Raw genomic sequence first — 22786 nt, forward strand, 5'->3', positions numbered from 1 at the left:
TCTCCTACATGCAGGAAAAATATTTAATTCATTGGCAATTCCGGAAGAATTGCCTCCGCTTTGGTATCGCTTTCTTCTTCGATAATTTTTCCCAGTATGCCGTTAACAAACCGGCCGGAATCCGGCCCCCCGAAAATCTTGGCCAATTCCACGGCCTCGTTAACCGATACGCTGGCCGGAATATCCTCCCGGAAATTCATTTCATAAAGGGCCAGCCGCATAATGTTCCTGTCTACACTGGCCATGCGGTTTAACTGCCATTCTTTGCTGACCCTGCGGATCATTTGATCAATTTCATCTATGTGTTCCAGGGTGCCCCTAACTAATTCTCGCGCAAACTCCAATTCCTGGGAACCTGCCCCAAACTCCTCTGCAGTGTTCCTCAGGGCAAAATCCGGTTCGTTTTTGCCCACATCAATGGCAAATAATACCTGCAGCGCAGTTTCCCTGGATTGCCTTCTACCCAAGTTAGGACCTCCTCAGTTCATTTCTCTTCTGTCTAGTTTTACCCGCCAGGCCGTTTATGTTGCATCCCGGCGGATATTCTACCAACGGTCCCGAAAAAGTCTTGAAAAAATCCTCCGGAAATCAAGGCTCTCGTCCACCCCTTTGCCTACAAAATAACCGGCGCAGACACAGAGGGTCACAAAGATCGCCTTAAAAAGCCCGTAGTTAATGGCGAACCAGCCGAATACCAGTCCCAGAACCACTCCCATGGCCTTTCCCCGGTGATTTTTTATGATATCTTCCAGTAATTTCGTCAGCATACTTTCTCCCTCTTTTTACCGGGCTATTCCACCCGGGGGCGGGTCGTTGAAATATTGTCCACCATAATCTTAATTTCGTTCACGGTAATCCCGGTGGTTTCCACCAGATATTCCTGAACCCGGTGTTGAATTTGCCGGCTGATTTCGGGAATACTGATATCCGGAGCCACTACGGCACGGATATAAAGGCCAATGCCTTCCCGGGTTTGCACAACCCGGGGGGTAACCTCCTTAACCCCGTGGATCTGATAAACCACCTTTTTCACCAGATTTTCGATGGTCATTAAGGAAATACGAACCTGACCCAGCATGTAATCATGCACCACCGCTTTGCCGTCCCGGGAACGGGTAAGGGCCACCCACAGGAGGCGCAATCCCGCAATGAATAGCAAGCCCATGACGATCAGCAGGTAGACCTGGTCTTCCCTGTTGGACGGGGTCTGCCAGAGAAGATACAGGGGACGCTGCCACCAGCCGGAAGCAGCAACCAGTATCAATGCGCAAACAAGGGTCATCAGTAAAGAATAAACCGCCAGCAGGCCACGATCAAAGGGGCTCATAGGCCAACATTCCCCCTCCACTATAGAAAGCTTTAGATATATCTATCAAGGGCAGAACTAAAAAAATATAAAAGGCGGAACCAACGGTAAGATGGTTCCGTAATTCCTTTCATTCATCTATCATCTCACGCGGAGACTTTCATCTTCTTTAGTTTCGGTGGTGCCAAAGGTCACTCCCTGCACGTGGACATTGACCTCTACCACCGAAAGGCCGGTCATGCCTTCAATGGCCTGTTTCACATTGACCTGAATTTGTGAAGCCACATCGGGGATACGAACGCCATATTCAACAATCACGAACAAATCAATGGCTGCTTCTTTTTCCCCAACTTCCACTTTAACCCCTTTGGATAGATTTTTGCGGCCCAGCATTTCGGCAATACCGCCGCCCAATCCACCGCTCATCCCGGCCACACCGGGTACTTCGGTGGCGGCCATACCGGCGATTACGCCCACCACATCATCGGAAATACGGATCCCTCCCAGACCTTCCTGAGAGCTGGAAACCACAATATCCCGCTTGTTATCCATCTGCTTCACCTCCAAACATTACCAGCAACATTCATTAGCATTATAACATATCCTGGTAAGTTACGGCAACTTGCTTACTGGTCCGGAAGAATTCGCCGCTGAATAAAGTTTGTATAAACTTCACCCCGGCGGAAAAAGGCATTGTTTAAAACCTTATGGTGAAAAGGAATGGTAGTGGGCACACCTTGAATGACAAATTCATTCAAAGCCCTTTGCATGCGCTTGATGGCTTCCTCCCGATCCCTGCCCCAAACGATTAACTTGCCAATCATGGAGTCATAAAAAGGAGGAATTTTATAACCGGTAAAGGCGGCGCTGTCCACCCGGACACCGGGCCCCCCGGGCGGATGGTAAATTTCAATGGTTCCGGGATGGGGCATAAAGTTTTTATCCGGATCTTCCGCATTAATCCGGCATTCTATGGCCCAGCCGTCAATACGAATTTCCGTCTGGCCGTACCCCAGGGCTTCCCCTGCGGCAATACGGAGCTGCTCTTTGACTAAGTCAATGCCGGTAATTAACTCGGTGACCGGATGTTCCACCTGAATCCGGGTGTTCATTTCGATAAAATAAAATTTATTGTGCTTATCCAGCAGGAATTCAACGGTGCCGGCATTGTGATAACCTACCGCCCGGGCTGCCTTGACCGCCATTTCTCCCATTTTACGGCGCAGAGAAGGGGTTAGGGCGGTGGAAGGAGCCTCTTCAATCACCTTTTGATTGCGGCGCTGCACGGAGCAATCCCGTTCCCCCAGATAGACAATGTTTCCTTCCTTGTCTCCCAGGATTTGGAATTCAATATGTCGGGGCTGTTCCACGTATTTTTCCAGATAGACATCCCCGTTGCCAAAGGCAGCCAGGGCTTCGGCCCGGGCGGTGCTCAGGGCCTTTAACAAATCGTCCTCACTGTGCGCCACGCGCATCCCGCGCCCGCCGCCGCCGGCAGAGGCTTTAATCAACACCGGGTAACCAATTTCCTTGGCCACCTTGACCGCCTCTTCATCCTCTTGAATGGCGCCTTCGGAGCCGGGAACCACCGGTATGCCGGACTCAATCATGGTGGTTCGGGCCAGAGATTTGTTGCCCATAAATTCAATGGCGTGGGTGGAGGGCCCGATAAAGGTAATTCCGCAATCCTCACAGATTTCCGCAAAGTTGGCGTTTTCCGCCAGGAACCCATAGCCGGGGTGAATGGCTTCCGCCCCGGAAACCTCTGCGGCGCTGATGATATTGGTGATATTTAAGTAGCTTTTGGCCGAGGGGGCCGGTCCGATGCAATAGGCTTCATCCGCCAGGCGAACCGGGAGACTGTCCCGATCGGCTTCGGAATAAACAATCACGGTTTTTATGTTAAGCTCCTGACAGGCCCGAATTACCCTCAGAGCAATCTCACCCCGGTTAGCAATCAGTATTTTTTTAAACATGTACTCTCCCTACTTCTTCTTAATCAGGAACAGGGTCTGTCCAAACTCCACAGGCTGCCCGTTTTCTACCAGAATATCCACAATTTCGCCGGCCGCTTCGGCCTCGATCTCGTTCATTAATTTCATAGCCTCAATAATACAAAGAGTGCGGCCCGGTTCCACCACGTCGCCGACATTCACGAAGGGGTCGGCATCCGGCGCGGAAGCCCGGTAAAAGGTTCCTACCATGGGTGCTGTAACAGGAATTAAATTTTCCGCAACCGCCGGGGCTGCCGCAGGAGCCGCCGGAGGCGCAACCGGTTCCTCCACCGTCTTGACGGCAGCGGGCGTTTCTGTCGGCTCGGCAGCCGGACCCGTCCTGACAGACGATACTTTCCCGCCCTTGCGGATGGATACTTTAACGCCGTCACTTTCCAAATCAATTTCGGTAATATCCGTCTGATCTAATACCTTAATTAATTCCTTTAACTCATTAAGGTTCACGTTATTGGCCTCCTTGGTCCTCTTGATGGCATTTACGTCCGCCGGCGCGCCCGGTTTAATGGAAACACTCTTCCGGTGCGGACCGGTCTCTCCCCTTTTGCGGGCCTCAAAAAATTTACGGGCCACCTGGGGAAATAAGGCGTAGGATAATACATCTTCTTGGCTAATGGCTAAATCTTTAATCTCTTCTCTTAGTTTGTCCAGTTTGGGTTCCAGCAAGTCGGCCGGGCGACAGGTGATCATCTCCTTGCCCCCAAGCACATTGCGGCTTACCGAAGGGTCAATGGTGGCCGGCGGCCGGCCGTAATAGCCCTGGACATAAAGCTTCACTTCACCGGGAATCAGCTTATAGCGCTGTCCGGTGAGAACATTCAAAACCGCCTGGGTGCCGACGATTTGGCTGGTGGGCGTTACTAAGGGCGGATAGCCCAGTTCTTCCCGAACCCGGGGAATCTCTTCCAGCACCTCATCCAAACGGTGCAGGGCCTTTTGTTCTTCCAACTGGGACACCAGATTGGAAATCATCCCCCCGGGAACCTGGTGTTCAAATACCCTCATGTCGTTAATGCGGGTAACACCCCGCTGCTGGCCCAACCCCTTGCGGAGTTCCTCAAAATACTGAGCGATCTCAAACAAGGAGCGGAGACTTAAACCGGTATCATAGGGGGTTCCCTTTAAGGCCCGAACCACGGTTTCAACCGGCGGCTGGGACGCGCCGAAGGCCATGGGCACCGACGCGGTGTCCACCACGTCCACACCGGCTTCCGCCGCCTTAAGGTAAGCCCCCACGGCCATGCCCCCAATATAGTGGCAGTGCAGATGAATCGGTATGTTTAAATGAGCCTTGAACAGTTTAACTAACTCGTAGGCTTTAAAGGGAGCCAGCAGGCCTGCCATATCCTTGATGCAGATGGAGTCCGCTCCCATTTCCTCCAGCCGCAGGGCGGTTTCCAGATAGTGCTCCGTGGTATGAACCGGGCTCACGGTGTATACCACCGTGGCCTGGGCGTGAGCGCCGGCCTTTTTGGTTATTTGAATGGATTTCTCCATGTTGCGGATATCGTTAAGCGCATCAAAAATACGAATGATGTCCATGCCGTTTTCCACAACTTTGTGAATAAATGCTTCCAGAATGTCATCCGGGTAATGCATGTAGCCCACCAAGGACTGTCCCCGGAGAAGCATTTGTAAGGGCGTATTTTTAACCTGTTTTTTGATCAAGCGGAGGCGCTCCCAGGGGTCTTCATTTAGAAAGCGCAAACAAACGTCAAAGGTAGCGCCGCCCCAAACCTCCAGAGAGTGGTAACCCATTTGATCCAGTTTCTCTGCAATTGGAAGCATATCCTCGGTAGCCATGCGCGTGGCCCACAGGCTCTGGTGGCCGTCCCGCAGGCTGGTATCCGTAATTCTTAAGCGGTGAGTCATACATTTACTCCTCCCCCGGACATAAACAACAGAAAACTCAGGTTATTATGAAAGTAAACAACCTGAGCGGGTCCGTCAGTTGCCGTAAAAAAAATGGATTAAACTATACTTAGATTATATAGAAGGAGCAGGCGTTTGGCTACCAAGGGATGACAAGTATACAATATTCTATAGCAGTGAATAAAAAGCCTTTTTCATTTAAGTATGCTTTTTAAATCAAATTATAACAATTGCTGGAAGGAAAGGCAAACACCAAAAAATCAAGTTTCTTTACATCTTTGGGATAATGACAATACTTTGTGCTCCCACACCGGTACTGCGGGACACCAAATCGGTAATTTTTATGGCATCCTCCTGGGAAAGGGTCTTGGCCTGAATGACCACGGTGACGGTTTTCCCTTCCAAAAATACCACCGCATCCTGATAACCCTTGGCCCGGATTAAACTTTCCACCTCCAGTTCTTTCTGCAAATTATTGCTGATGACATACAACTGGTCCTGGGCCTTCTTGCGGCTTTCCCCGTCGGAATTGGTGTTATTAATGATTTCCCGCAGCAGTTGAATTTGATAGCCCCGGCTCCGTTCCCTCTCCAGACGGTACTCTACAAAGAAACCCGAACCTTTTACGCCGGCCGCAGCCTCTTGCTGGTTATTTTTTTCCTGAACCTGCACAGCGGGACCCGAGGGTTTGTTGTCCGGTTTCACCAGCTCGTCGGAGGCTTTATCCATTCCTTCCGTTGTGTTGCCTTGCTCACCGGACAGGCTGCCGCCGCTCCCTTGTTTCTCCGGGGCGGTCTGATCCACCGGCGGCTTGATCCGGCCCGTTACTTCCTTTAAATCACCCTCTCGCCATCCTGCCACCAGCAGCCCGATGCCCAATAGGGTTAATAAACCTAAAAGCACAAAACGCCTGGACATTTTTTACTCACCTGCCTTTTTGGCCATAACAATGACCTTTTGAGGTTCAATTCCCAGCGCCACCTGCGTGGCCCGGAACAGTTCCGCCTTAACCGCCGGATCGCCGGCCCCCCGGGCCACCACCAGCACCCCGGCTACTTCAGGAGCAATTTCCCGGCTTAATACGGGGGTTTCCTCACCGTTGCGGGTCACCAGCACCAACTGCCCGGTATCCGTATCCTCGGTTAAGGTTCGAGTTCCGCCGGACTGGTCCCGTTCCTGAGTGGTTTTTTTGCCGGTAGTGGTATTGATGGCATATTCGGTTTGGGTGGAACTCTCCAGCCGGACGGTTACTTGAACATCCCCGGCACCCTCCACCTGCTGCAGCATATCCCGGATTTTATTGGCCAGATATTCTTCCTCCGCGGCCATGGCCCTTTTATCCGGCGACTGCTGTATATTTTGCGGCTGGTCTGTCGAAGTCTTTTGCTGAACCGACGGCGGCAGGGTCTGCCCGGCCGGATCCTTCCCGGAAGCGCCCCAAAGAATTAGCCCCACGCCCAGAAGGGCCCCCACCGCCAACAGTTTCATTTTCTTCGCCTGTTCCTTCTTGGGGCCGTCTCCTTCTCCGTCACTCATGATCTTTTTTAACCAGCTCATCCTGAAACCTCCTTTTCGGTCTGATTCTGCTTTTCTTTGGGGTCAGTTGTTAGACTTATGTGCCTTTCATTGGGGTCCTGTTGCTAGCCTTGTGGGAGTTTTTTGGAGGTCCTGCTACTGGCTATTACTAAAATGCGACTACAGGACCCCAAATGGATGCCCGTTAGTCTAACAACTAGACCCTAAAGAATAATTTATAAGGCAAGTCAGGGTTTTGCCTCCACCACCTTCACCTTGTCCACCGGCAGGTTATAAAAGTTGGCCACCGTTTGGGCCAGTTCCCGGGCCCCTTTGTCCACCACCGCGGCCTGCTTGCTTGGAGGTTGTTCTTGGGCAGGTTTGGAGCCCACCGTAATTTCTACCGGATCCACTTTGGGTACGGTAGTTTCTCCCGCTCCCTGCCCCCCGTCTGCCGGCTCCCGGGAGATCTCCAAGACCACGCCGGTTAGCCGTCCAAAGTCCGGGTCTTGGGGATTGCTAGCGGTCTGGACCTTGGCCCCGGTTACATTCATCTCTCCGTTCAACCGGGCCAGGGCCATCACTTGCTTTTCCAAACCCAGTTGGTATTCTTCCACCGCACGCTGCTTCTGGTTTCCGGCCATTTTCTGCCCATCCTGTAAAATTTTTTCCAATCCAACCTCCGGTTGATTTTGGTTCAAAGCCGGCAGTTCAATCTTCAAATCCTGCCGCAGCAAACCGGCTCCCGCCTCCAGCACAACCACAATGATCACCAGACCCATAATCATCTTTACATAACCGTACATTTCGTTGTTGGGCAGCATCATTTCCAGAAATACCACCAGCACGGTCATGATTATCAGAACCTGCACCAGCATCTTGATACTTTCCAAAATGCTTACCACCTCTCCTAGCGCAGCATGGTCATTAAGTCCCCCATTCCCACCACAATGGTAATGGCAAAGAAGAACAACAAGCCCACCATGGCTACCGCCGCAAAAATTCCCAGCAGACTATTGCCCAATGCCGTCAGGCAGTCGGCCATTTGTTTATCCCCCACCGGCTGAATCAGCGCGCCGGCCAGTTTGTAGACAAAAGCCACGGCAAAAATTTTTAACATGGGTAAAATGGTTAGCGTAAAAATAACCACCACGCCGGCAATGCCCACTGCGTTTTTAATCAACAGGGAAGATCCGATGACGGCGTCCAAGGCGTCGGAAAACATCCCTCCCACCACCGGTATAAAGGCGTCGGTGGCGAACTTGGCCGTGCGGATGGCAATGCCGTCGGTAACCGAACCCGCAACCCCCTTAAGGGCCAGCAGGCCGAGAAAAACCGTTGAACACAGCCCCATCACCGCCATGCCGACAGTTTTCATCAGGTCCGCCAGCCTGGAAACCTGGAATCGTTCGGATAAATTACTTAAGATGGTGAGCACCGCTGAAAAAAAGATCAAAGGGAAGATGATGACCTTAACCACCGTGCCAATGGCGGCGATGGCCCCAAAAATGATGGGATGAAAGATGGCGGTGGAAGCGACGCCGCCCATGGCTGCCAGCAGTGTTAGCAAAAGAGGCAGCAGCGCCTGCATAAAATGCACCATGTTGTCCACTGCTTCCCGTCCAATATTTAAGGCCAGGGCAAAGCTGCCTACGGCTAGGCTCACCAGCACCATATAGCTCACCGCATAGGCCAGTTTTCCGGTGGTCCCCCGGTCAAAGGCGCTCATTAAATTCTGCAGAACAGCGCAAATGACGGCCAGAACCACCAGTTTACCCAGCAAAGAGGCGTTGGCCACCACTTCTTTAAAAAGATATTTCAGGAGGCCGGTCAAAATATCCGAAAGCTGCCAGCTAAAATCACCCTTGATCAACTGGCTCACCATTTCCTGAAATCCGAAATGAGGAATTGCTCCTTCCACCTCCTGGTTGAGGTGTTCCACAAACTCCTCCAGCTTGTTCATTTCCAGTTCCGCCACCTGACCCTCCGGAGTGACCGTTTCGGGTGCCGCCAGCCCGGGAACAGGGTAGAGGCAGAAACAAACCATAAACAGGGTGAAAATAATTCTTGCCAACCTTATCCCCACCTTAAGGCACCAATTTCATCAGGGACTGCAGAACAGCCACGATAATGGGTACCGCCATGATCAAAACAACGACTTTGGCCGCAAACTCAATTTTAGAGGCCAGCGCTCCCTCCCCGGCGTCCCGGCAGATTTGTGAGCCAAAATCAGAAATATAGGCAATGCCGACAATCTTCAAAATGGTGCCCATATAAACCATGCTTACGTTGGCCTGTCCGGCCAGATCCCGCAGAACGGTAAACACAGCGGCAATCTGCGGCATCATGACTAGAAAAATGATAATGCCGGCGGTCATGCTCAGCAGCGTAGCCATGGGCGGTTTTTGTACCCGTAAAATAATGGCCAGTATACAAACCACCAGACCAAGGCCCACAATTTGTAAAATTTCCACTTTGCCACCTCTCAATCCGGCCTGTCCTGCCAAGTGGATTTTAAAACAACTTGAATACCGATTTTACTTGATCAAACAAGTTTCCCAGCAGTTGAACCACCCAGAACAAAACCACCGTTAAGCCCCCCAGGGTAGCCAGCACGGCGTAATCTTCTTTTTTGTATTCCTTCAATACGGTGGTCAATACAGCCGTAAGGAGACCCACACCCGCAATCTTAAAAATCAGATCAATGTTGTTCATCTTTCTTCCCCTTTCTTAGATCAAGATTAAAACCACGGTAAGTCCCCCCAGGAAACCTAAATAATGATAGACCCGGGTGTTCCTGGCAGAGTCCTCCTCGGCCTTGGCCTGTTCCAGCTTTAATTGTTCCCTGGCCAGGGATAAATGCTTGATCTGGTCTTCCCGGTCCGATATGCCCAGGCTGTTGCCCAACTCCAGCAGCACCGTCCGGTCCGACCGGTTGAGGGCAGACCGGGGGTAATACTCCTCCAGAGCCATAGCCCAGGCCTCCCGGGCTGTTTTTCCTCTCATGGTCAGCAGCTCCCGCCCGGTGCCGCCGAACAGGGGAGACACCCGCTGGTCGCACCGTTCAGCCACATAGGTTAAAGCATCCGGCAGAGGCGTGGCGCCATAGGAGATCTCGGTTTCCAATAGCTGCAGGGCGTTTTGCAGGGCCCGGATCTCTCCCGGCCGGCGTCTGTAATTGCTGGCCACGGTCATTCCCATTAAGCTGCAGGAAAAGATCACCATTAACGCTCCCAGCAGTTTCAGCATAACATCACCTCCAACGGCTGCATGGAACGGCCGTCCATAATGCCTTCCACAGTTCCCACTCCCCTAGAGCGCCCTAGAAACACAAATCGCTCAATGGCTTTAATACGAAATAAATACTGCAACGCCGGGCGGTCCGCCAGTTCTTCCAAGGACGAACCATGGACGGTGGTTAAAACTTTCACCCCGGCATTTAACACTTCTTCCAAAGCTGCCACATCCTCCTGGCGTCCAATTTCATCGGTGGCAATCACCACCGGGCCCATGGACCTCAGCAGCATCATCATTCCCGCCGCCTTGGGGCAGGCATCCAGAACATCCGTCCTGGGTCCCACATCCCGTTGGGGCACGCCCCGGTAACAGCCGGCAATCTCCGAACGCTCGTCCACCACACCCACATTAACGCCCGGAAAGGCCAGCTCCGGCACTCCTTCACTAAGTCTCCGGATCAAATCCCTTAAAAGGGTGGTTTTGCCGCAGCGGGGCGGGGATACCAGCATGGTGTGATAGAACTTTCCGTCCGGTGCAATTAAATAAGGCAACACCCTGTCGGCCACTCCCGGTACGGCCCGGGAGATGCGGAAATTAAATCCCGAGATATATTTAATGTTTTTTACTCTGCCCTGCTCCGTCAACACCTTGCCGGTAATACCAACCCGGTGACCCCCCGGCAAAGTAATAAATCCATTTCTTAGTTCTTCTTCCAGAGCGTAGAGGGAACTCCGGCTGACCAGATGCGTTACCCTCTCAATGTCTTCCCCGTCAATCCGGTAGGCCTCGGCTGAATTCCGGGACAGGCTGCCCTCAGGGGTAACATAACCGTCTCCCCTGGCAAGGCCCAGCATCAGGGGACGTCCCTGCCGCACCCTGATTTCCTCCAAGGTATTTTGGATATCCGGAGGCAGGCTGCTTAAGAGTTGACGCAGGTTTAGGGGCAGTATCTCCAAAACCTCTTTCAGAGGCGCCCCTGGCACCGCTGCTTTGGTTGAAATGGGTTTCAAAACCGACATAGTTTGTCCCTCCCCTGTTCTATAGATATGGATTGCCTCACCAATTTATTCCAGATATTCCCTCCAGCCAAAAGAAAACTTGTCCTAGGTCAATCCCGGCTAAGGGCTCTAAAAAGGCAAAAAAATAAGGACACCTTACGGTGTCCCTAAAAAATCGGTTAGTTTGTGGTTATCCTTACTTCTTCCCCCACCAGTTCAATACTGCAGCCCAGTTCCTCGGCTACAAACCGGATGGGCACCAGGGTCCGTCCGTCCCTGAGCAGGGGCGGGGCATCCAGCGTCTTGCTGCGGCCGTTTACCGTGTAATGCTCTTTGCCAATATACATGATAATGTACCGGTTGTCTTTTACGATATGCACTTCGTCGCCACCCATGGCCGTGACTTTGCAGCCCAGGGCCTCGGCCAGGTTCCTGACCGGCACCATGGTTCGCTTATCCTTGATGAAAGGCTGAACATCAAAATAAAGCGTTCTGCCGTTTAAGGCCACACGAACACTCTTTTCCCGGTCAAAGATGCCGGTGATGCTCATTTTTTGCTCCTGGATCTCCTGGGGCTTTAAGGCATCCATATCGGCACTGTTTTCCGGTGTTAGAACAGGGATTTCCACTTTGATATCGGGCTCCGCCTTTGCTTTGGACCTCACTCCCAGGCTCAGGTCCGATGCCTCCTGCCCGTCTTTAACCTTTAAGTTCATGCTTGCGGTAGATTCGGTAGCGGTTTTGGAATAATCATAAAAATTTTTAAGATTGAAATCCGCTGTTTTATCGCTGATTTCAAATTGCAAACCTAAATCAATCGTCCCCTGCACCCGGTCGTCTTTCCGGTTTCGCTCATTCTGGAGGGTCAATAAACCGGCAGGACCTCCCGGTTGAGCATTTAATTTCAGCCTCAGTTGGGTGGAGCTTAAACCATCGGCGTTCTCCGGGACATTTATGACCAGAGACTCCAGTTGTATTCCCGTGATGTTAAAAAACAGACCGATTTCATCCGGAGTAGGGTAACTGAGAGTCTCTAACCCTTTCAACATCTCAGCTTTGTACTCAGCCTCGGTTTTAGATGGATCCGCAGACAAGGCTACTTTGGCCATAACCCCGGCAAAGGTCTCGGGGTCCTTTTTTATTTTCTGCAGCAGCGCATGAATGGTTTTTTCCAGTGCCTCTTGATTCAGTTCGAGAGTAATCTCCCCGTTGCGGCTGCGGATGTACTGATCGGGAATGGCCTCTACAAAAAAGCCATAGAGCCCCTTTAATTCAGTTATCATGGCCAGCGACCGCTGTTGGGACTGATTGAAGGACCATAACTGGGCCATTTCAGGATCTTTTATGTCGTAATAAAGATATTGAGGCAAAGTTTCCGGCAATTCAAGGGTGGGCACAAGTTCCTGCAGGGATTGAAAGGTCTCTCTGGGAATAATCACCTTGGTATCGTCCAAATAGAAATTTCCCCGGTACTCCTTCCCTTCTACCGTAAGGGTATAAGAGAAACTCATTTTATTGGCCGGGACATTCATCCGGTAGTCCAATTGAATTTCGGCGCCATTTATCCGCTTGGCCATCTGTTGGTCCTGGGGTTTCGTTAGGAACCCGGCTTCCAAATGATGAACTTTAAAGGCTAGGGAACCGGAAGCCGTCTGATTTATCTGGTTATCCAGGTCAGCCAGAGTCAGGTCAAAGCGGTCGATTAAAATTTTTTTCTCCCTTGAAAGGGTTTCCGCGCCAACCGGTAAAACCCCGCTGAAGGAAAACAACAAAACTAAAATAAAAACCAAATATTTCTTCAATTACAGAACCCCCTTAAACTTTCCTTGTATGCGAGGTTCTGCACCGGGAACCTTTTCTCCTCCCTGTTTACAAAAAAAGGACTTAGGTCAGTATGGTCCTTCACAGATTCAAGCCCTGAAAGAGCAGGATGGGCAGTAATCACGCCCATAACATGTCTCCCCTTTTGATAGTTGCACAAAAAAGGAGACGGCGCCCTCGATGGCGCCGCCTCCTAAAAATCCTTCAATTAATCCATATCAAAGGGCCAGCCTTCCATGCCGGCTTCCATAAACTTAACGTCCTTAAATCCGGCGCCCTCCAGAATGCGGGCGGCCTCGTAAGCCCGGGAGCCCATAACGCAAACCGTCACCACTTCTTTGTCTTTGGGCACCTGATCCAGCTTTTCCCTCAGTTCTCCCAGGGTGAGCTGTTGAACCCGCTGGTCCTGAATGTTGCGCATGTTAAACTGCTGGGGCGTCCGAACATCCAACAGCACAAAATCCTCGCCCCGTTCCAGTTTTTCCTGAACTTCTTGGGCCGTGTAGGTTTTGGCCACACCGTCCAGCTTATTTTTCAGGGTATTGCCGCAGTGGATAATGGGATCAATGGGAGTGGAGAAAGGCGGCGCATAGCCCAGGTCAAGGTTCAGCAGGTCATCCAGGGTTCCGCCATAGTAGAGCTGGGTGGCCACCACATCAATGCGCTTGGCAATTTCCCCTTTGCCCAGCCCCTGGGCGCCCAGAATTTTCCCGGTCTTTTTATCCACAATCATTTTGAAGATCACTTTGCTGCTGCTGGGATGGTAATGGGTCATGTCAAAGGTGGAAATCAGGGCGGTTTCAACATCGTATCCCAGATCCCGGGCCTGCTTTTCTCCCAGGCCTGTCCGGGCAATGTTTAAACCCATGCAGTGGAGCACGCCGGTACCCAGCACCCCTTTAAAGGTGGATTTGCCGCCGTTAACATTATCTCCCACAATGCGGCCCTGGCGGTTGGCGTAGGTGGCCATGGGAGCAAACACCTTTTTGCCGCTGAGCAGGTGCGTATTTTCCACACAGTCGCCCAGAGCGTAAATATCCGCATCACTGGTCTGCATATATTCATTGACGCTGATGGCGCCGGTTTCACCAATGGCCAGGCCGGCCTCCTGGGCCAGTTTTACGTTGGGACGAACCCCCACGGCCAGAATCACCATCTCCGCGTCAATCTCGCCCTTATCGGTAATCACTTTGGTAACCCGGCCGTCTTCCCCTTCCAGCCGCAGCACCTTTTCGCCGAAACGTCCTTCCAGACCCTGCTCGTATAGATTTTTATACAGCAGTTGCCCCAGGTCCGCATCCAAAATACCGGGCAGCAGCGTTTCTTTGAATTCCACCACGGTCACCGCACGCATGGGGCTGAATACCGAATCCAGCGCCTCCATACCGATGAAGCCGGAGCCAATAATAACCACGTCATTGGCCTCCCCGGCCTCCATGGCTTCTTTAATCCGTACCGCGTCGGTAAGGTGGTTCAAGCGGTAGACGCCCTTTAATCCCAGGTTTTCAATGGGAGGGGTAATGGGGTTGGAGCCGATTCCCAGAACCAGCTTATCGTATTCAAAAATCTGCTCTTCCCCGGTATCCACATTGCGGGCCAGGACTTTTTTGTCCGCCCGGTTAATGGTGACGGCCTCCATACCGGTCAGCACATCCACGCCCCGCTCTGCTTTAAAGAATTCCGGGTCACGCTTTACACCGTAGGCGGTGGAATAAAGATGATCAAACTCGTGAATTTGCCCCGATAGATAGTAAGGCATACCGCAGCCGGCGTAGGATATGTATTTTCCCTTTTCCAGAATGGTAATCTGCGCTTCAGGATTCAAACGGCGGGCTCTGGCAGCGGTTTTAGGGCCGGCGGCCACGCCCCCGATGATCAGAATTTTTTGACTGGCCAAATTCATTTCCTCCCTTTCCTAGCAAAAATTTCAACAATTTTATTATAACTCCAATATGACAATAAATTCAATGTCCCTTTTCCGGTCAAGACCGGAAAACTAATCCCCGGCTACCGGAATGGCCGGTCTCCGGGGACTGATTAAGAGGGTTTCGCCTGGCAGCGCAAGCTAAAGGGTTTTTCCAATGGCTTGGGCCACCGGACGGGCAGACTCCATTAACTGTAAGAATTGTTCCGGATTAAGGGACTGGGGTCCGTCGCACAGGGCCTTGGCCGGGTTTGGGTGCATCTCCACCAAAAGTCCGTCTGCTCCGGCAGCCACAGCGGCCAGGGTCATGGGCAGCACCAGTTCCCGCTTGCCGGTGGCATGGCTGGGGTCCACCACAACCGGCAGGTGGCTCAGGGACTTCACCAGCGGTATGGCGCTTAAATCCAGAGTATTGCGGGTATAAGTTTCAAAGGTGCGAATGCCCCGTTCACATAATATAACGGACTGGTTTCCTTCGGACATAATATATTCTGCCGCCATCAGCCATTCCTCAATGGTGGCTGAAAGGCCTCTTTTCAGCAAAATGGGTTTGTTGGATTGACCTGCGGCTTTCAGCAGCCGGAAGTTTTGCATGTTCCGGGTGCCGATTTGTAAAATATCAATGTAGGCGGTGGCCCGCTCTAAACTATCTTCATCAATGACTTCACTGACGGTAACCAAACCGGTTTGTTCCGATACTTCGGCCAGCAGTTTCAAGCCCTCTTCTTCCATGCCCTGGAAGCTGTAGGGAGACGTACGGGGTTTAAAAGCCCCTCCCCGCAAAAACCTGGCCCCTGCCCGGCGGGCCGCCTGAGCGGCTTTCATCAATTGTTCCCGGCTCTCCACGGCGCAAGGTCCGGCGATTACCGCCACCTGATCGGCTCCAATGGTAACACCCCGAACCTTGATGACGGTATTTTCCTCGCTGACTTCCCGGCTGGCCAGCTTAAAGGGCTTCATGATGGGAACCACTTTCTCCACGCCCGGCAGTGCTTCCAATCCCAGAGATTCGATAGCCCGGCGGTCTCCCACCGCGGCCACCACCGTACGTTTGGCCCCGTAAATAACCTGAGCCCGAAAACCCATGGCCGTTAAGCGGGAATCCACTTCCGCCACCTGTTCCTCTTTAGCCTGGGGGTACATTACAACAACCATTGATCATCCCTCCACTTTTTTATGTTCTGTAAAGTTGATTAAGGGACGAAAGTAAAAACTTCCGCGGTACCACCCTTATTGGCCAAAAAGCCCGGCTCAGCAGGGTACGGGACCGTTCCTTGCCGTGATTCCTCTCCGCCGGGTGGGTCTGGCAGGAACCCTTTCAGCAGCATTTCTGCCCTGAAAGTATAAAAAGCTTTTCATCCCATTCTAGGGACGAAAAGCTTTAAGCTTACCGCGTTACCACCCTCGTTAGCCCGAAAACGGGCTCACCTCGGCAAAGAGTACGGGAACTGTGTCCGATACCCCCTTCCCGGTAACGTGGGAATGACGGCCTAACCTACTACTGCTTTCAGTCGGCATCTCCGGAGGGAACTTCAATCAGCCATATTTGAAAACGCTCTCAATCGGTGGCGTTTCCTCCCTGTGAAACTGGGCTCTGACCTACTTTTCTCCTTCATCGACATTGGATTTAGGATTTTTATTTATTTTACTCGCAGTTAGGGATTTTGACAAGGGGAAACAATAATTTTTTACCGAAAACCCAAAAGGACAGTAAAATACTGTCCTTCATAAAAGGCTATGAATGGTTGTCGTGATTTGGCTGACTGCGCTTGTTCTCCAGCAGCTCGGCTTCATCCCCGCTGGCATAGGCGTCGTCATTGACAAATACAACTTCATCACAGTTAGGGCAGGTAACTTCAATAATATCGTCATCTTCCAGGATATCGGAGTGGAACATGACCGTTTCACCACAGCCGGGACAGTCAACCTCCACATAGTCCTCCTGGTCTTCATCACAATCACATTCCGTAAGGTCTTCTTCCAGGGTGTAAAGATCTTCGTCGATGGTTTCAACATAATCTTCCAACTGTCCCTGAGCCTCTTCCAGGCCTTCAACAGTCCGGGCAAAATCCTGCAACACACCAAGAATACCGTGGAACAGTTTTCCCTCTTTGCTGCTTTGGGAAATATCCATACCCTCAGCCAATCCCTGGAGATAGGCCACTCTTGATCGCAAACTATCCATGGTTCAAACCCCCTTTACTTTGTGTGGCATCCGGTCACACAACAGTATTCTTTCTCCTATCCGGGGGTTTTATACATATTATGGAATCTTAGACCCGTTTCACATAGTTGCTGGTACGGGTGTCGATTTGCAGTTTATCGCCCACATTAATAAAGAAGGGAACATTGACCACAGCACCGGTTTCCAGGGTTGCCGGCTTGCCGCCGCCGGAAGCCGTATCTCCTTTAATACCGGGTGCGGTTTCGGTAACTTCCAGTTCCACCACATTGGGCAGATCCACGCCGATAATGGTTCCCTTAAAGGAAAGAATGGTCAGGTTCATATTTTCTTTGAGCCATTTTATGGCGTCTCCCAATTCTTCTTTGGACACCGCAAACTGGTCGTAGGTTTCTACGTTCATGACGTTGTAGTTTTCCCCGTCACTGTACAGATACTGCACTTCCTGACGTTCAACCCGGGCCGGGTTCAGTTTTTCGTTGGGGTTGAAGGTCCTTTCAATCACCGCTCCGTTTTGCATGTTTCTCATCTTGGTGCGTACAAAGGCAGCGCCCTTGCCCGGTTTAACGTGCTGGAAATCAATAATCTGATAAACATTGTTATCAATCTCAACCGTTAAACCCGTTTTAAAATCACTTGTAGAAATCACCTGGATCGCCCTCCTAAAGCATAATTTAAATGGCCAGCAATTGGTCTTTGGGCGCAGAGGTCAGGATTTCACACCCCTCCGGAGTAACCAGAACACTGTCCTCAATACGCACTCCACCCCAACCGGGCAGGTAAATACCGGGCTCAACCGTAACCACCATGCCCGGCTCTAAAATGGTCTCATCGGTGGCAGCCAGCCTGGGTTTTTCGTGAATGGCCAAGCCTACTCCGTGTCCGGTGCTGTGCCCGAAAAATTCACCGTAACCCTTGGCCACGATAACCCTGCGGGCCGCCTCATCCACCTCTCTGGCTTTTACTCCTTGTTTCACGGCGGCCAAACCGGCTCGTTGCGCTTCTAATACAATCTGATATATTTCTTTTTGTTTCTCATCCGGCGTTCCCAGTACCACCGTACGGGTCATATCCGAATGGTAACCTTGATAAACACAGCCAAAATCCATGGTCAGCAGATCCCCTGCCTGCAAAATGCGTTGCGAAGCCACCCCGTGGGGCAGTGCGGACCGGGGACCGGAGGCCATAATGGTCTCAAAGGCCACTCCCGAAGCCCCCTGCCGTCGCATATAGAATTCCAGCTCCAGGGCCAAATCCCACTCGCTGACACCCGGTTTAACATATTTTAAAATATGGGCCAAAGCCTGATCCCCGATGGCCATGGCCTGCCGGAGGGGCTCCATTTCCCCGGGGTTTTTTACCATTCTTAACTCTTCGATCAGCTCCCGGGAGGACTCCAGCTTCACTCCCGGCAGTTTCTCCTGCAGTTCCTGAAATTGTTTAACCGTGAGATGATTTTCTTCAATATACAGTTTTTGGCCTTGATATTTAATGATTAACTCCGCAGCGGCTGCCAACAGGGGTCCCTCGGCCTTTACAATACGGTAGTGGGGACATTGCTGCTGAGCCTGCCCGGTGTAACGGAAATCCGTTAAAAAGTCGGCGGTTGCCAGGCCAATCAATAAGACTCCGGTGGAGCCGGTAAAGCCGCTGAGATAATATCGATTCTCCGGTTTGCTCACCAGGAGGTACGGTATCTCTTTTTCAGCCATCCGCTGCCGGAGAGAAGCCAAGGTCTGTTTCATTTCGTTTTCCTCCCGGACCGGGCCAGAGCCACTGCGGCCCGCAAACCCAGCAGGTAACTGTCCGGCCCCAAGCCGGCGATTTGGCCTGCGGCTACCGGTGCAATCACCGATTGATGGCGAAACTCCTCCCGGGCGTGGATATTGGATAAATGAACTTCCACCACAGGAATTTCAATGGAGGCCACCGCATCCCGCAGGGCAATGCTGTAATGGGTAAAGGCCCCGGGATTAAAAACCACCGCCTTGGCGGTTTCCACCGCCAAATGCAAAAGGTCGATCAGTTCTCCTTCGTGGTTGGATTGAAAAAATTCCACTTCCACCTTTAAATCATCGGCCAGTTGTTTAATCCGGTCATAAATCTGTTCCAAGGTTAGGGACCCGTAAATTTCCGGCTCCCGCTTCCCTAACCGGTTTAAATTGGGGCCGTTTAAAATTAAAATTTTCATGATTTCTTCTCCCCAATGGCTGACAAACCTGTCAAAGCCACAGTACCGACACACATTTTACCATATTTCCCGTATCCTTGCCAAGCCCCATAAAACAGGCCGCCTCTCTCTCCGGAGCATGATCCGGAGTATTCCGACGGCCAGGCCAGCAGATTTTGTTTCGATTAACTTCCGCTTAGAGACATGGAGGATACCCGAAGGGTAGGCGCCCCTTTGCCGCCAAAAAACTCCAGGTCGGAGCCCACCGCATCCACCGCCCCCAGCAGGTCCATAATGTTGCCCGCAATGGCCACCCCCCGCACCGGGCGGGTTAATTCACCCTTTTCAATCCAGATGCCCGATGCACCCACGGAAAAATCCCCGGAGATGGGATTGGCGGTGTGCATGCCCATCACTTCCGTAACATAAAGGCCCTTGGGTACTTCTTTGATCAATTGCTCCGGGGACTTTTCTCCGGCCCGGATAAAGAAATTGGTGCTCCCCACTTCCGGAGTGGATTTAAAGGAACTCCGGACGCCGTTCCCCGTTGAGCTCACACCCTCTTTAGCCGCGGTGTAGGTATTGTGTAAAAAGCCTTTTAACTGCCCTTGGTCAATTAAAACCGTTTCCGAGGTGGGGACTCCTTCCCCGTCAAAGGGTGCGGAGGCAATGCCCCCGGGCAGTCTCCCGTCATCCACCACGGTAATCAGCGGACTGGCCACCGCCTGGTTTACTTTACCGGCAAAAAGGGACCGGCCCTTTTGCACGGCCTCGGCGGATAAGGCCGGAGACAGCAGACCCAGGAAGTTGGTGGCAATGTAGGGGTCCAGCACCACGGCCGCCTTCTGGGTTCCCACCGGCTTGGCCCCCAGCATGCGAACAGCCCGTTGCGCGGCCTGCCGGCCAATGAAAACCGGGTCTAAATCCGCAAATTTGAGACCATATTTGATGGCAAAGCCGGTCTGGCTTTCCTCTCCTTCACCGGCCACCAGGGCCAGGTAAAGTCCGCAGTAAGAACCCTGGTAACTGGCGGACAGGCCCAGGGAATTCACAATGTTTACTTCTATTTCGGCATCCTGATAGCTGGAACTTTCGATAATTTTGACCCTGGGATCAAAGGCCCGGGCACTGTTCTCCATTTCCACCGCCAGGCTGATTTTCTTTTCAACCTCGGCGGCACGAATGGCCGGGTCATAAATTTCCATCTGAGGATAGGATCCCGACACCCGGGGCAGGGCATAAAACTCATCGGGCTCGGTATTTTTACCGTTGGCCAAAGCCTGCTGCACCAATTGATCCAACCCGTCCCCGGCAAAATCCGTGGTAAAGGCGAACCCCACTTGGCCGCCGGAAATCACCCGGAGACCCAGGCCGCGATCCTCGGCCAGCTTCATAGTCTCCACCTCTCCATCGCGAATATCGATGGATAATTCTTTACCGCTCAACAGGTAAGCCTCAACCATGGCGGCACCCTTATTTTTAGCCCTTTGCACCGCGTCTTCCGCGATGGACAAATATTTATTTGAGGAACTCAAGGTCGGCATTCTCCTTTCCATACATCATAAGTATTCTTCTCTAAAATACAAAATATTCCTCCCGGCGGGGTAAATGTTCGTAAAGGCAAAAACCGCCTGAACGGCGGTTTAATGAACAAAGTTTTGAGTTAGTGCAAAAAGCTTCCTGGCTGAAACCGGATTTAGTTCCTGCACCGAGGCCTCCACAATTAAGTTCGGGTCCAGCAAAGCCAGTATAGCCACCTTTTCTCCAGTCCGTTGATTGGTGTAAAATCCCAAAACGCAAAATTGCATGTCCTCACCGTAAATTTTTCTTGTTACAATATCCCCTATTTTCACCACCCATTACCCCCCAGGTTCAGCAGTCTAGCACCGTCAGAAACAGCCCTCTATCCGTTCTACATTAACATATGATGTCTTTAGAAAAGTTGTGTCTGGCCAGCGGCGGGTCTTTCATGGTGTATCTAGGGGAAACAGCCATTTTAAGTCATTGGCTCTATAATAATGAAAATGGCATTAAAACAAAGTCTCTTATTTTATCACAGAATAATAGAACACGGATTTAACGGATTATACGGATTTACGCGGATATTAAATAAAATTTTAAACATCCGTGAGATCCGTGGAAATCTGTTAAATCCATGTTCTTATTCCTATTAACCGGTTTTTCGTTGTTTACCGGTCTGTCTTTGGCCCGCATTTAAAAAGTAGTTTCGCAACATTCCCCTATATTCTTCTGATTCTTTTAATGGTAGGATGATGATCGTCTCCGTGAGCGGTTCCACCCACCACCATTTCCGGAATATGCATGGTGGGCTGGGCGTCCGAGACCGGCGCTCCCTGGCCATCCTTGCCGCAGGTACCGATGGTGAAGCCTAAATCGGAACCCACCATATCCACGATTTTCAGAACCTCCGGGCCATTTCCGGTAAGGGTGGCCCCCCGGACCATGGGTCCGATTTCCCCGTCTTTAATTAAATAGCCCTCGGCCACGTCAAAGACAAAGTCCCCGGTGGTGGTGTTCACCTGGCCTCCGCCCATTTTCTTCACCAGCAGTCCCCTTTGGGTTTCCCGGATAATTTTCTCCGGTTCCATGCTGCCCGGGGCAATAAAGGTATTGCCCATGCGGGGGATGGGTTTATGCTGGTAGGATTCCCTGCGTCCGTGCCCGTTGGAATCCCGGCCCTCTTTGGCGGCTGTCAGACGGTCGTATAAATAATCGGTGAGCATCCCCTTTTCAATGAGGGTCACCTTCCGGGAGGGCACCCCCTCATCATCAAACCGGTAGGAACCGTAGCGATCCGGCAGGGTGGCGTCATCCACCACGGTAACCAGCTCCGAAGCCACCTGCTGCCCTTTTTTATCGGCATAGACCGAAAGATGGCGCTGGGTCAGATCCGCCTCCAGGCCGTGTCCGCAGGCCTCGTGGACCATGGTTCCCCCGGCTTCGCCGGCCATCACCACCGGCATTTTGCCCGCAGGGGCAGGCCGGGCCGTTAACATCCGGACAGCCCGGCCCGCAGCCTGCCTGGCAATCTCTTCAGGATTATACCGTTCAAACAGTTCAAAACCGCAGAGGCTGCCGGCGGCATCGTAGCCGGTCTGAATGGTTTCTCCGTCGGAAGCCACCACATTTACAACCATGCGGGTTCTGATTCTTTCATCTTCCACATAGTTGCCGTTGCTGTTGGCCATGACCACCTGCTGCACCGAATCCCCGTAGCCTACAATCACCTGCTTGATTTTTTGCTCATCCACCGACCGGGCGGCCTTTTCCGCTGCTTTGACAATAGAGACCTTTTCCTCGGTTTTAATGTCTTCCGGACGTTGCTTAAACTCAAAATTGACCAGGGGCTGAATGGCGGTGAGATCGATGTTAACATCCTTCTTCCCGCCTTTGGCGGCATGGCTGGCAATCTGAGCCGCCTCCGCCAGACCCTTTTTGCTGATGTCATTGGTATAGGCATAGGCGGTGGCTTCTCCGGAAAGGACCCGGATCCCCGCTCCGGCGTCCAGACCCGATTGAACCCTTTCAATTTTTCCCGCTTCCATGCCAATTCCTGTGGCCCGTTTTTGCTCGACAAAAATATCCGCAAAGTCGCCGCCGTTGGACAGGGCAACCCCCAATACTTCCTTTAAAATTTGTTGATCTACCAAGCAAATCCCTCCTAAAGAAGATCCTGGTATTATATTAGTCTTTTACCCATTTATTGTCTACTTTCCCGGGGATGTTTA

Annotated in this window: 24 protein-coding genes and 1 other annotated feature; all 24 genes read right to left on the reverse strand. The window is 51.8% G+C overall.

The window, feature by feature from the left end:
- Positions 1-23: 23 nt before the first annotated feature.
- The 24 genes from nusB to DESRU_RS15670 all read right to left on the reverse strand — a co-directional run bounded on the left by nusB (position 24) and on the right by DESRU_RS15670 (position 22708).
- Complete coding sequence (nusB, locus tag DESRU_RS15555; RefSeq protein ID WP_013843040.1) at positions 24-467, reverse strand: transcription antitermination factor NusB; 444 nt, start codon at positions 465-467, stop codon at positions 24-26.
- Positions 468-545: 78 nt separating this feature from the next.
- The gene (locus DESRU_RS15560) at positions 546-767 is read right to left on the reverse strand and encodes a DUF2273 domain-containing protein (protein WP_013843041.1); all 222 of its coding nucleotides are present in this window, start codon (positions 765-767) and stop codon (positions 546-548) included.
- 23 nt (positions 768-790) lie between these two features.
- Positions 791-1327, reverse strand: coding sequence for an alkaline shock response membrane anchor protein AmaP (gene amaP / locus DESRU_RS15565; protein ID WP_013843042.1), 537 nt, complete (start codon positions 1325-1327; stop codon positions 791-793).
- Between the two features lie 120 nt (positions 1328-1447).
- The gene (locus tag DESRU_RS15570) at positions 1448-1858 is read right to left on the reverse strand and encodes an Asp23/Gls24 family envelope stress response protein (protein WP_013843043.1); all 411 of its coding nucleotides are present in this window, start codon (positions 1856-1858) and stop codon (positions 1448-1450) included.
- 74 nt (positions 1859-1932) lie between these two features.
- Entirely contained in the window at positions 1933-3282 is a 1350-nt protein-coding gene (accC, locus tag DESRU_RS15575) for an acetyl-CoA carboxylase biotin carboxylase subunit (protein WP_013843044.1), read from the reverse strand.
- A gap of 9 nt (positions 3283-3291) precedes the next feature.
- On the reverse strand, positions 3292-5190 hold the full coding sequence (gene accB, locus DESRU_RS15580; RefSeq protein WP_013843045.1) for an acetyl-CoA carboxylase biotin carboxyl carrier protein: 1899 nt from the start codon (positions 5188-5190) through the stop codon (positions 3292-3294).
- 270 nt (positions 5191-5460) lie between these two features.
- Positions 5461-6108 (reverse strand): SpoIIIAH-like family protein, encoded by a 648-nt coding sequence (locus tag DESRU_RS15585; protein ID WP_013843046.1) that lies wholly within the window; start codon positions 6106-6108, stop codon positions 5461-5463.
- A 3-nt stretch (positions 6109-6111) separates the two neighbouring features.
- Positions 6112-6747: a hypothetical protein gene (locus DESRU_RS15590; RefSeq protein ID WP_013843047.1), complete on the reverse strand. Its 636-nt coding sequence runs from the start codon at positions 6745-6747 to the stop codon at positions 6112-6114.
- A 206-nt stretch (positions 6748-6953) separates the two neighbouring features.
- Positions 6954-7598: a stage III sporulation protein AF gene (locus tag DESRU_RS15595; protein ID WP_013843048.1), complete on the reverse strand. Its 645-nt coding sequence runs from the start codon at positions 7596-7598 to the stop codon at positions 6954-6956.
- Between the two features lie 17 nt (positions 7599-7615).
- On the reverse strand, positions 7616-8779 hold the full coding sequence (gene spoIIIAE / locus DESRU_RS15600; RefSeq protein ID WP_013843049.1) for a stage III sporulation protein AE: 1164 nt from the start codon (positions 8777-8779) through the stop codon (positions 7616-7618).
- A gap of 13 nt (positions 8780-8792) precedes the next feature.
- Positions 8793-9179 carry a stage III sporulation protein AD gene (gene spoIIIAD / locus DESRU_RS15605; RefSeq protein ID WP_013843050.1) on the reverse strand — a complete coding sequence of 129 codons (387 nt, stop codon included), beginning with the start codon at positions 9177-9179 and terminating at the stop codon, positions 8793-8795.
- 40 nt (positions 9180-9219) lie between these two features.
- Entirely contained in the window at positions 9220-9420 is a 201-nt protein-coding gene (gene spoIIIAC, locus DESRU_RS15610; RefSeq protein WP_013843051.1) for a stage III sporulation protein AC, read from the reverse strand.
- A 15-nt stretch (positions 9421-9435) separates the two neighbouring features.
- Positions 9436-9954 carry a stage III sporulation protein SpoIIIAB gene (gene spoIIIAB, locus DESRU_RS15615; protein ID WP_013843052.1) on the reverse strand — a complete coding sequence of 173 codons (519 nt, stop codon included), beginning with the start codon at positions 9952-9954 and terminating at the stop codon, positions 9436-9438.
- Complete coding sequence (spoIIIAA, locus tag DESRU_RS15620) at positions 9948-10961, reverse strand: stage III sporulation protein AA (protein WP_013843053.1); 1014 nt, start codon at positions 10959-10961, stop codon at positions 9948-9950. The genes spoIIIAB and spoIIIAA overlap by 7 nt, the downstream gene beginning before the upstream one ends.
- Positions 10962-11119: 158 nt before the next feature.
- On the reverse strand, positions 11120-12742 hold the full coding sequence (locus DESRU_RS19985) for a copper amine oxidase N-terminal domain-containing protein (RefSeq protein WP_013843054.1): 1623 nt from the start codon (positions 12740-12742) through the stop codon (positions 11120-11122).
- A 227-nt stretch (positions 12743-12969) separates the two neighbouring features.
- Positions 12970-14664 carry an FAD-dependent oxidoreductase gene (locus tag DESRU_RS15630; protein WP_041275456.1) on the reverse strand — a complete coding sequence of 565 codons (1695 nt, stop codon included), beginning with the start codon at positions 14662-14664 and terminating at the stop codon, positions 12970-12972.
- Positions 14665-14826: 162 nt separating this feature from the next.
- Positions 14827-15840, reverse strand: coding sequence for a 3-deoxy-7-phosphoheptulonate synthase (aroF, locus tag DESRU_RS15635; protein ID WP_013843056.1), 1014 nt, complete (start codon positions 15838-15840; stop codon positions 14827-14829).
- Between the two features lie 209 nt (positions 15841-16049).
- Positions 16050-16310, reverse strand: a binding site (T-box leader).
- Between the two features lie 110 nt (positions 16311-16420).
- Positions 16421-16870, reverse strand: coding sequence for a CD1247 N-terminal domain-containing protein (locus tag DESRU_RS15640; RefSeq protein WP_013843057.1), 450 nt, complete (start codon positions 16868-16870; stop codon positions 16421-16423).
- A gap of 88 nt (positions 16871-16958) precedes the next feature.
- Positions 16959-17516 carry an elongation factor P gene (gene efp / locus DESRU_RS15645; RefSeq protein ID WP_013843058.1) on the reverse strand — a complete coding sequence of 186 codons (558 nt, stop codon included), beginning with the start codon at positions 17514-17516 and terminating at the stop codon, positions 16959-16961.
- A gap of 25 nt (positions 17517-17541) precedes the next feature.
- Positions 17542-18612, reverse strand: a complete 1071-nt coding sequence (locus tag DESRU_RS15650) for a M24 family metallopeptidase (RefSeq protein WP_013843059.1) — start codon at positions 18610-18612, stop codon at positions 17542-17544.
- Entirely contained in the window at positions 18609-19058 is a 450-nt protein-coding gene (aroQ, locus tag DESRU_RS15655; RefSeq protein ID WP_013843060.1) for a type II 3-dehydroquinate dehydratase, read from the reverse strand. Before aroQ ends, DESRU_RS15650 begins: the two co-directional genes overlap by 4 nt.
- A gap of 164 nt (positions 19059-19222) precedes the next feature.
- Positions 19223-20572, reverse strand: a complete 1350-nt coding sequence (locus DESRU_RS15660) for a TldD/PmbA family protein (protein WP_013843061.1) — start codon at positions 20570-20572, stop codon at positions 19223-19225.
- Positions 20573-20680: 108 nt separating this feature from the next.
- On the reverse strand, positions 20681-20893 hold the full coding sequence (locus DESRU_RS15665; protein WP_011877409.1) for a sporulation peptidase YabG: 213 nt from the start codon (positions 20891-20893) through the stop codon (positions 20681-20683).
- 384 nt (positions 20894-21277) lie between these two features.
- Complete coding sequence (locus DESRU_RS15670) at positions 21278-22708, reverse strand: TldD/PmbA family protein (protein WP_013843062.1); 1431 nt, start codon at positions 22706-22708, stop codon at positions 21278-21280.
- Positions 22709-22786: the final 78 nt, after the last annotated feature.

The sequence above is a fragment of the Desulforamulus ruminis DSM 2154 genome (assembly GCF_000215085.1).
GTDB lineage: Bacteria > Bacillota > Desulfotomaculia > Desulfotomaculales > Desulfotomaculaceae > Desulfotomaculum > Desulfotomaculum ruminis.

Excerpts from the sequence above, each read along its gene's own strand:
- accC (WP_013843044.1), bottom strand. The coding sequence starts at position 3,282 with ATGTTTAAAAAAATACTGATTGCTAACCGGGGTGAGATTGCTCTGAGG.
- spoIIIAB (WP_013843052.1), bottom strand. The coding sequence starts at position 9,954 with ATGCTGAAACTGCTGGGAGCGTTAATGGTGATCTTTTCCTGCAGCTTA.
- spoIIIAA (WP_013843053.1), bottom strand. The coding sequence starts at position 10,961 with ATGTCGGTTTTGAAACCCATTTCAACCAAAGCAGCGGTGCCAGGGGCG.
- DESRU_RS15585 (WP_013843046.1), bottom strand. The coding sequence starts at position 6,108 with ATGTCCAGGCGTTTTGTGCTTTTAGGTTTATTAACCCTATTGGGCATC.
- accB (WP_013843045.1), bottom strand. The coding sequence starts at position 5,190 with ATGACTCACCGCTTAAGAATTACGGATACCAGCCTGCGGGACGGCCAC.
- DESRU_RS15630 (WP_041275456.1), bottom strand. The coding sequence starts at position 14,664 with ATGAATTTGGCCAGTCAAAAAATTCTGATCATCGGGGGCGTGGCCGCC.
- DESRU_RS15570 (WP_013843043.1), bottom strand. The coding sequence starts at position 1,858 with ATGGATAACAAGCGGGATATTGTGGTTTCCAGCTCTCAGGAAGGTCTG.
- spoIIIAC (WP_013843051.1), bottom strand. The coding sequence starts at position 9,420 with ATGAACAACATTGATCTGATTTTTAAGATTGCGGGTGTGGGTCTCCTT.
- amaP (WP_013843042.1), bottom strand. The coding sequence starts at position 1,327 with ATGAGCCCCTTTGATCGTGGCCTGCTGGCGGTTTATTCTTTACTGATG.
- DESRU_RS15590 (WP_013843047.1), bottom strand. The coding sequence starts at position 6,747 with ATGAGCTGGTTAAAAAAGATCATGAGTGACGGAGAAGGAGACGGCCCC.
- aroF (WP_013843056.1), bottom strand. The coding sequence starts at position 15,840 with ATGGTTGTTGTAATGTACCCCCAGGCTAAAGAGGAACAGGTGGCGGAA.
- aroQ (WP_013843060.1), bottom strand. The coding sequence starts at position 19,058 with ATGAAAATTTTAATTTTAAACGGCCCCAATTTAAACCGGTTAGGGAAG.
- DESRU_RS15650 (WP_013843059.1), bottom strand. The coding sequence starts at position 18,612 with ATGAAACAGACCTTGGCTTCTCTCCGGCAGCGGATGGCTGAAAAAGAG.
- DESRU_RS15640 (WP_013843057.1), bottom strand. The coding sequence starts at position 16,870 with ATGGATAGTTTGCGATCAAGAGTGGCCTATCTCCAGGGATTGGCTGAG.
- DESRU_RS15560 (WP_013843041.1), bottom strand. The coding sequence starts at position 767 with ATGCTGACGAAATTACTGGAAGATATCATAAAAAATCACCGGGGAAAG.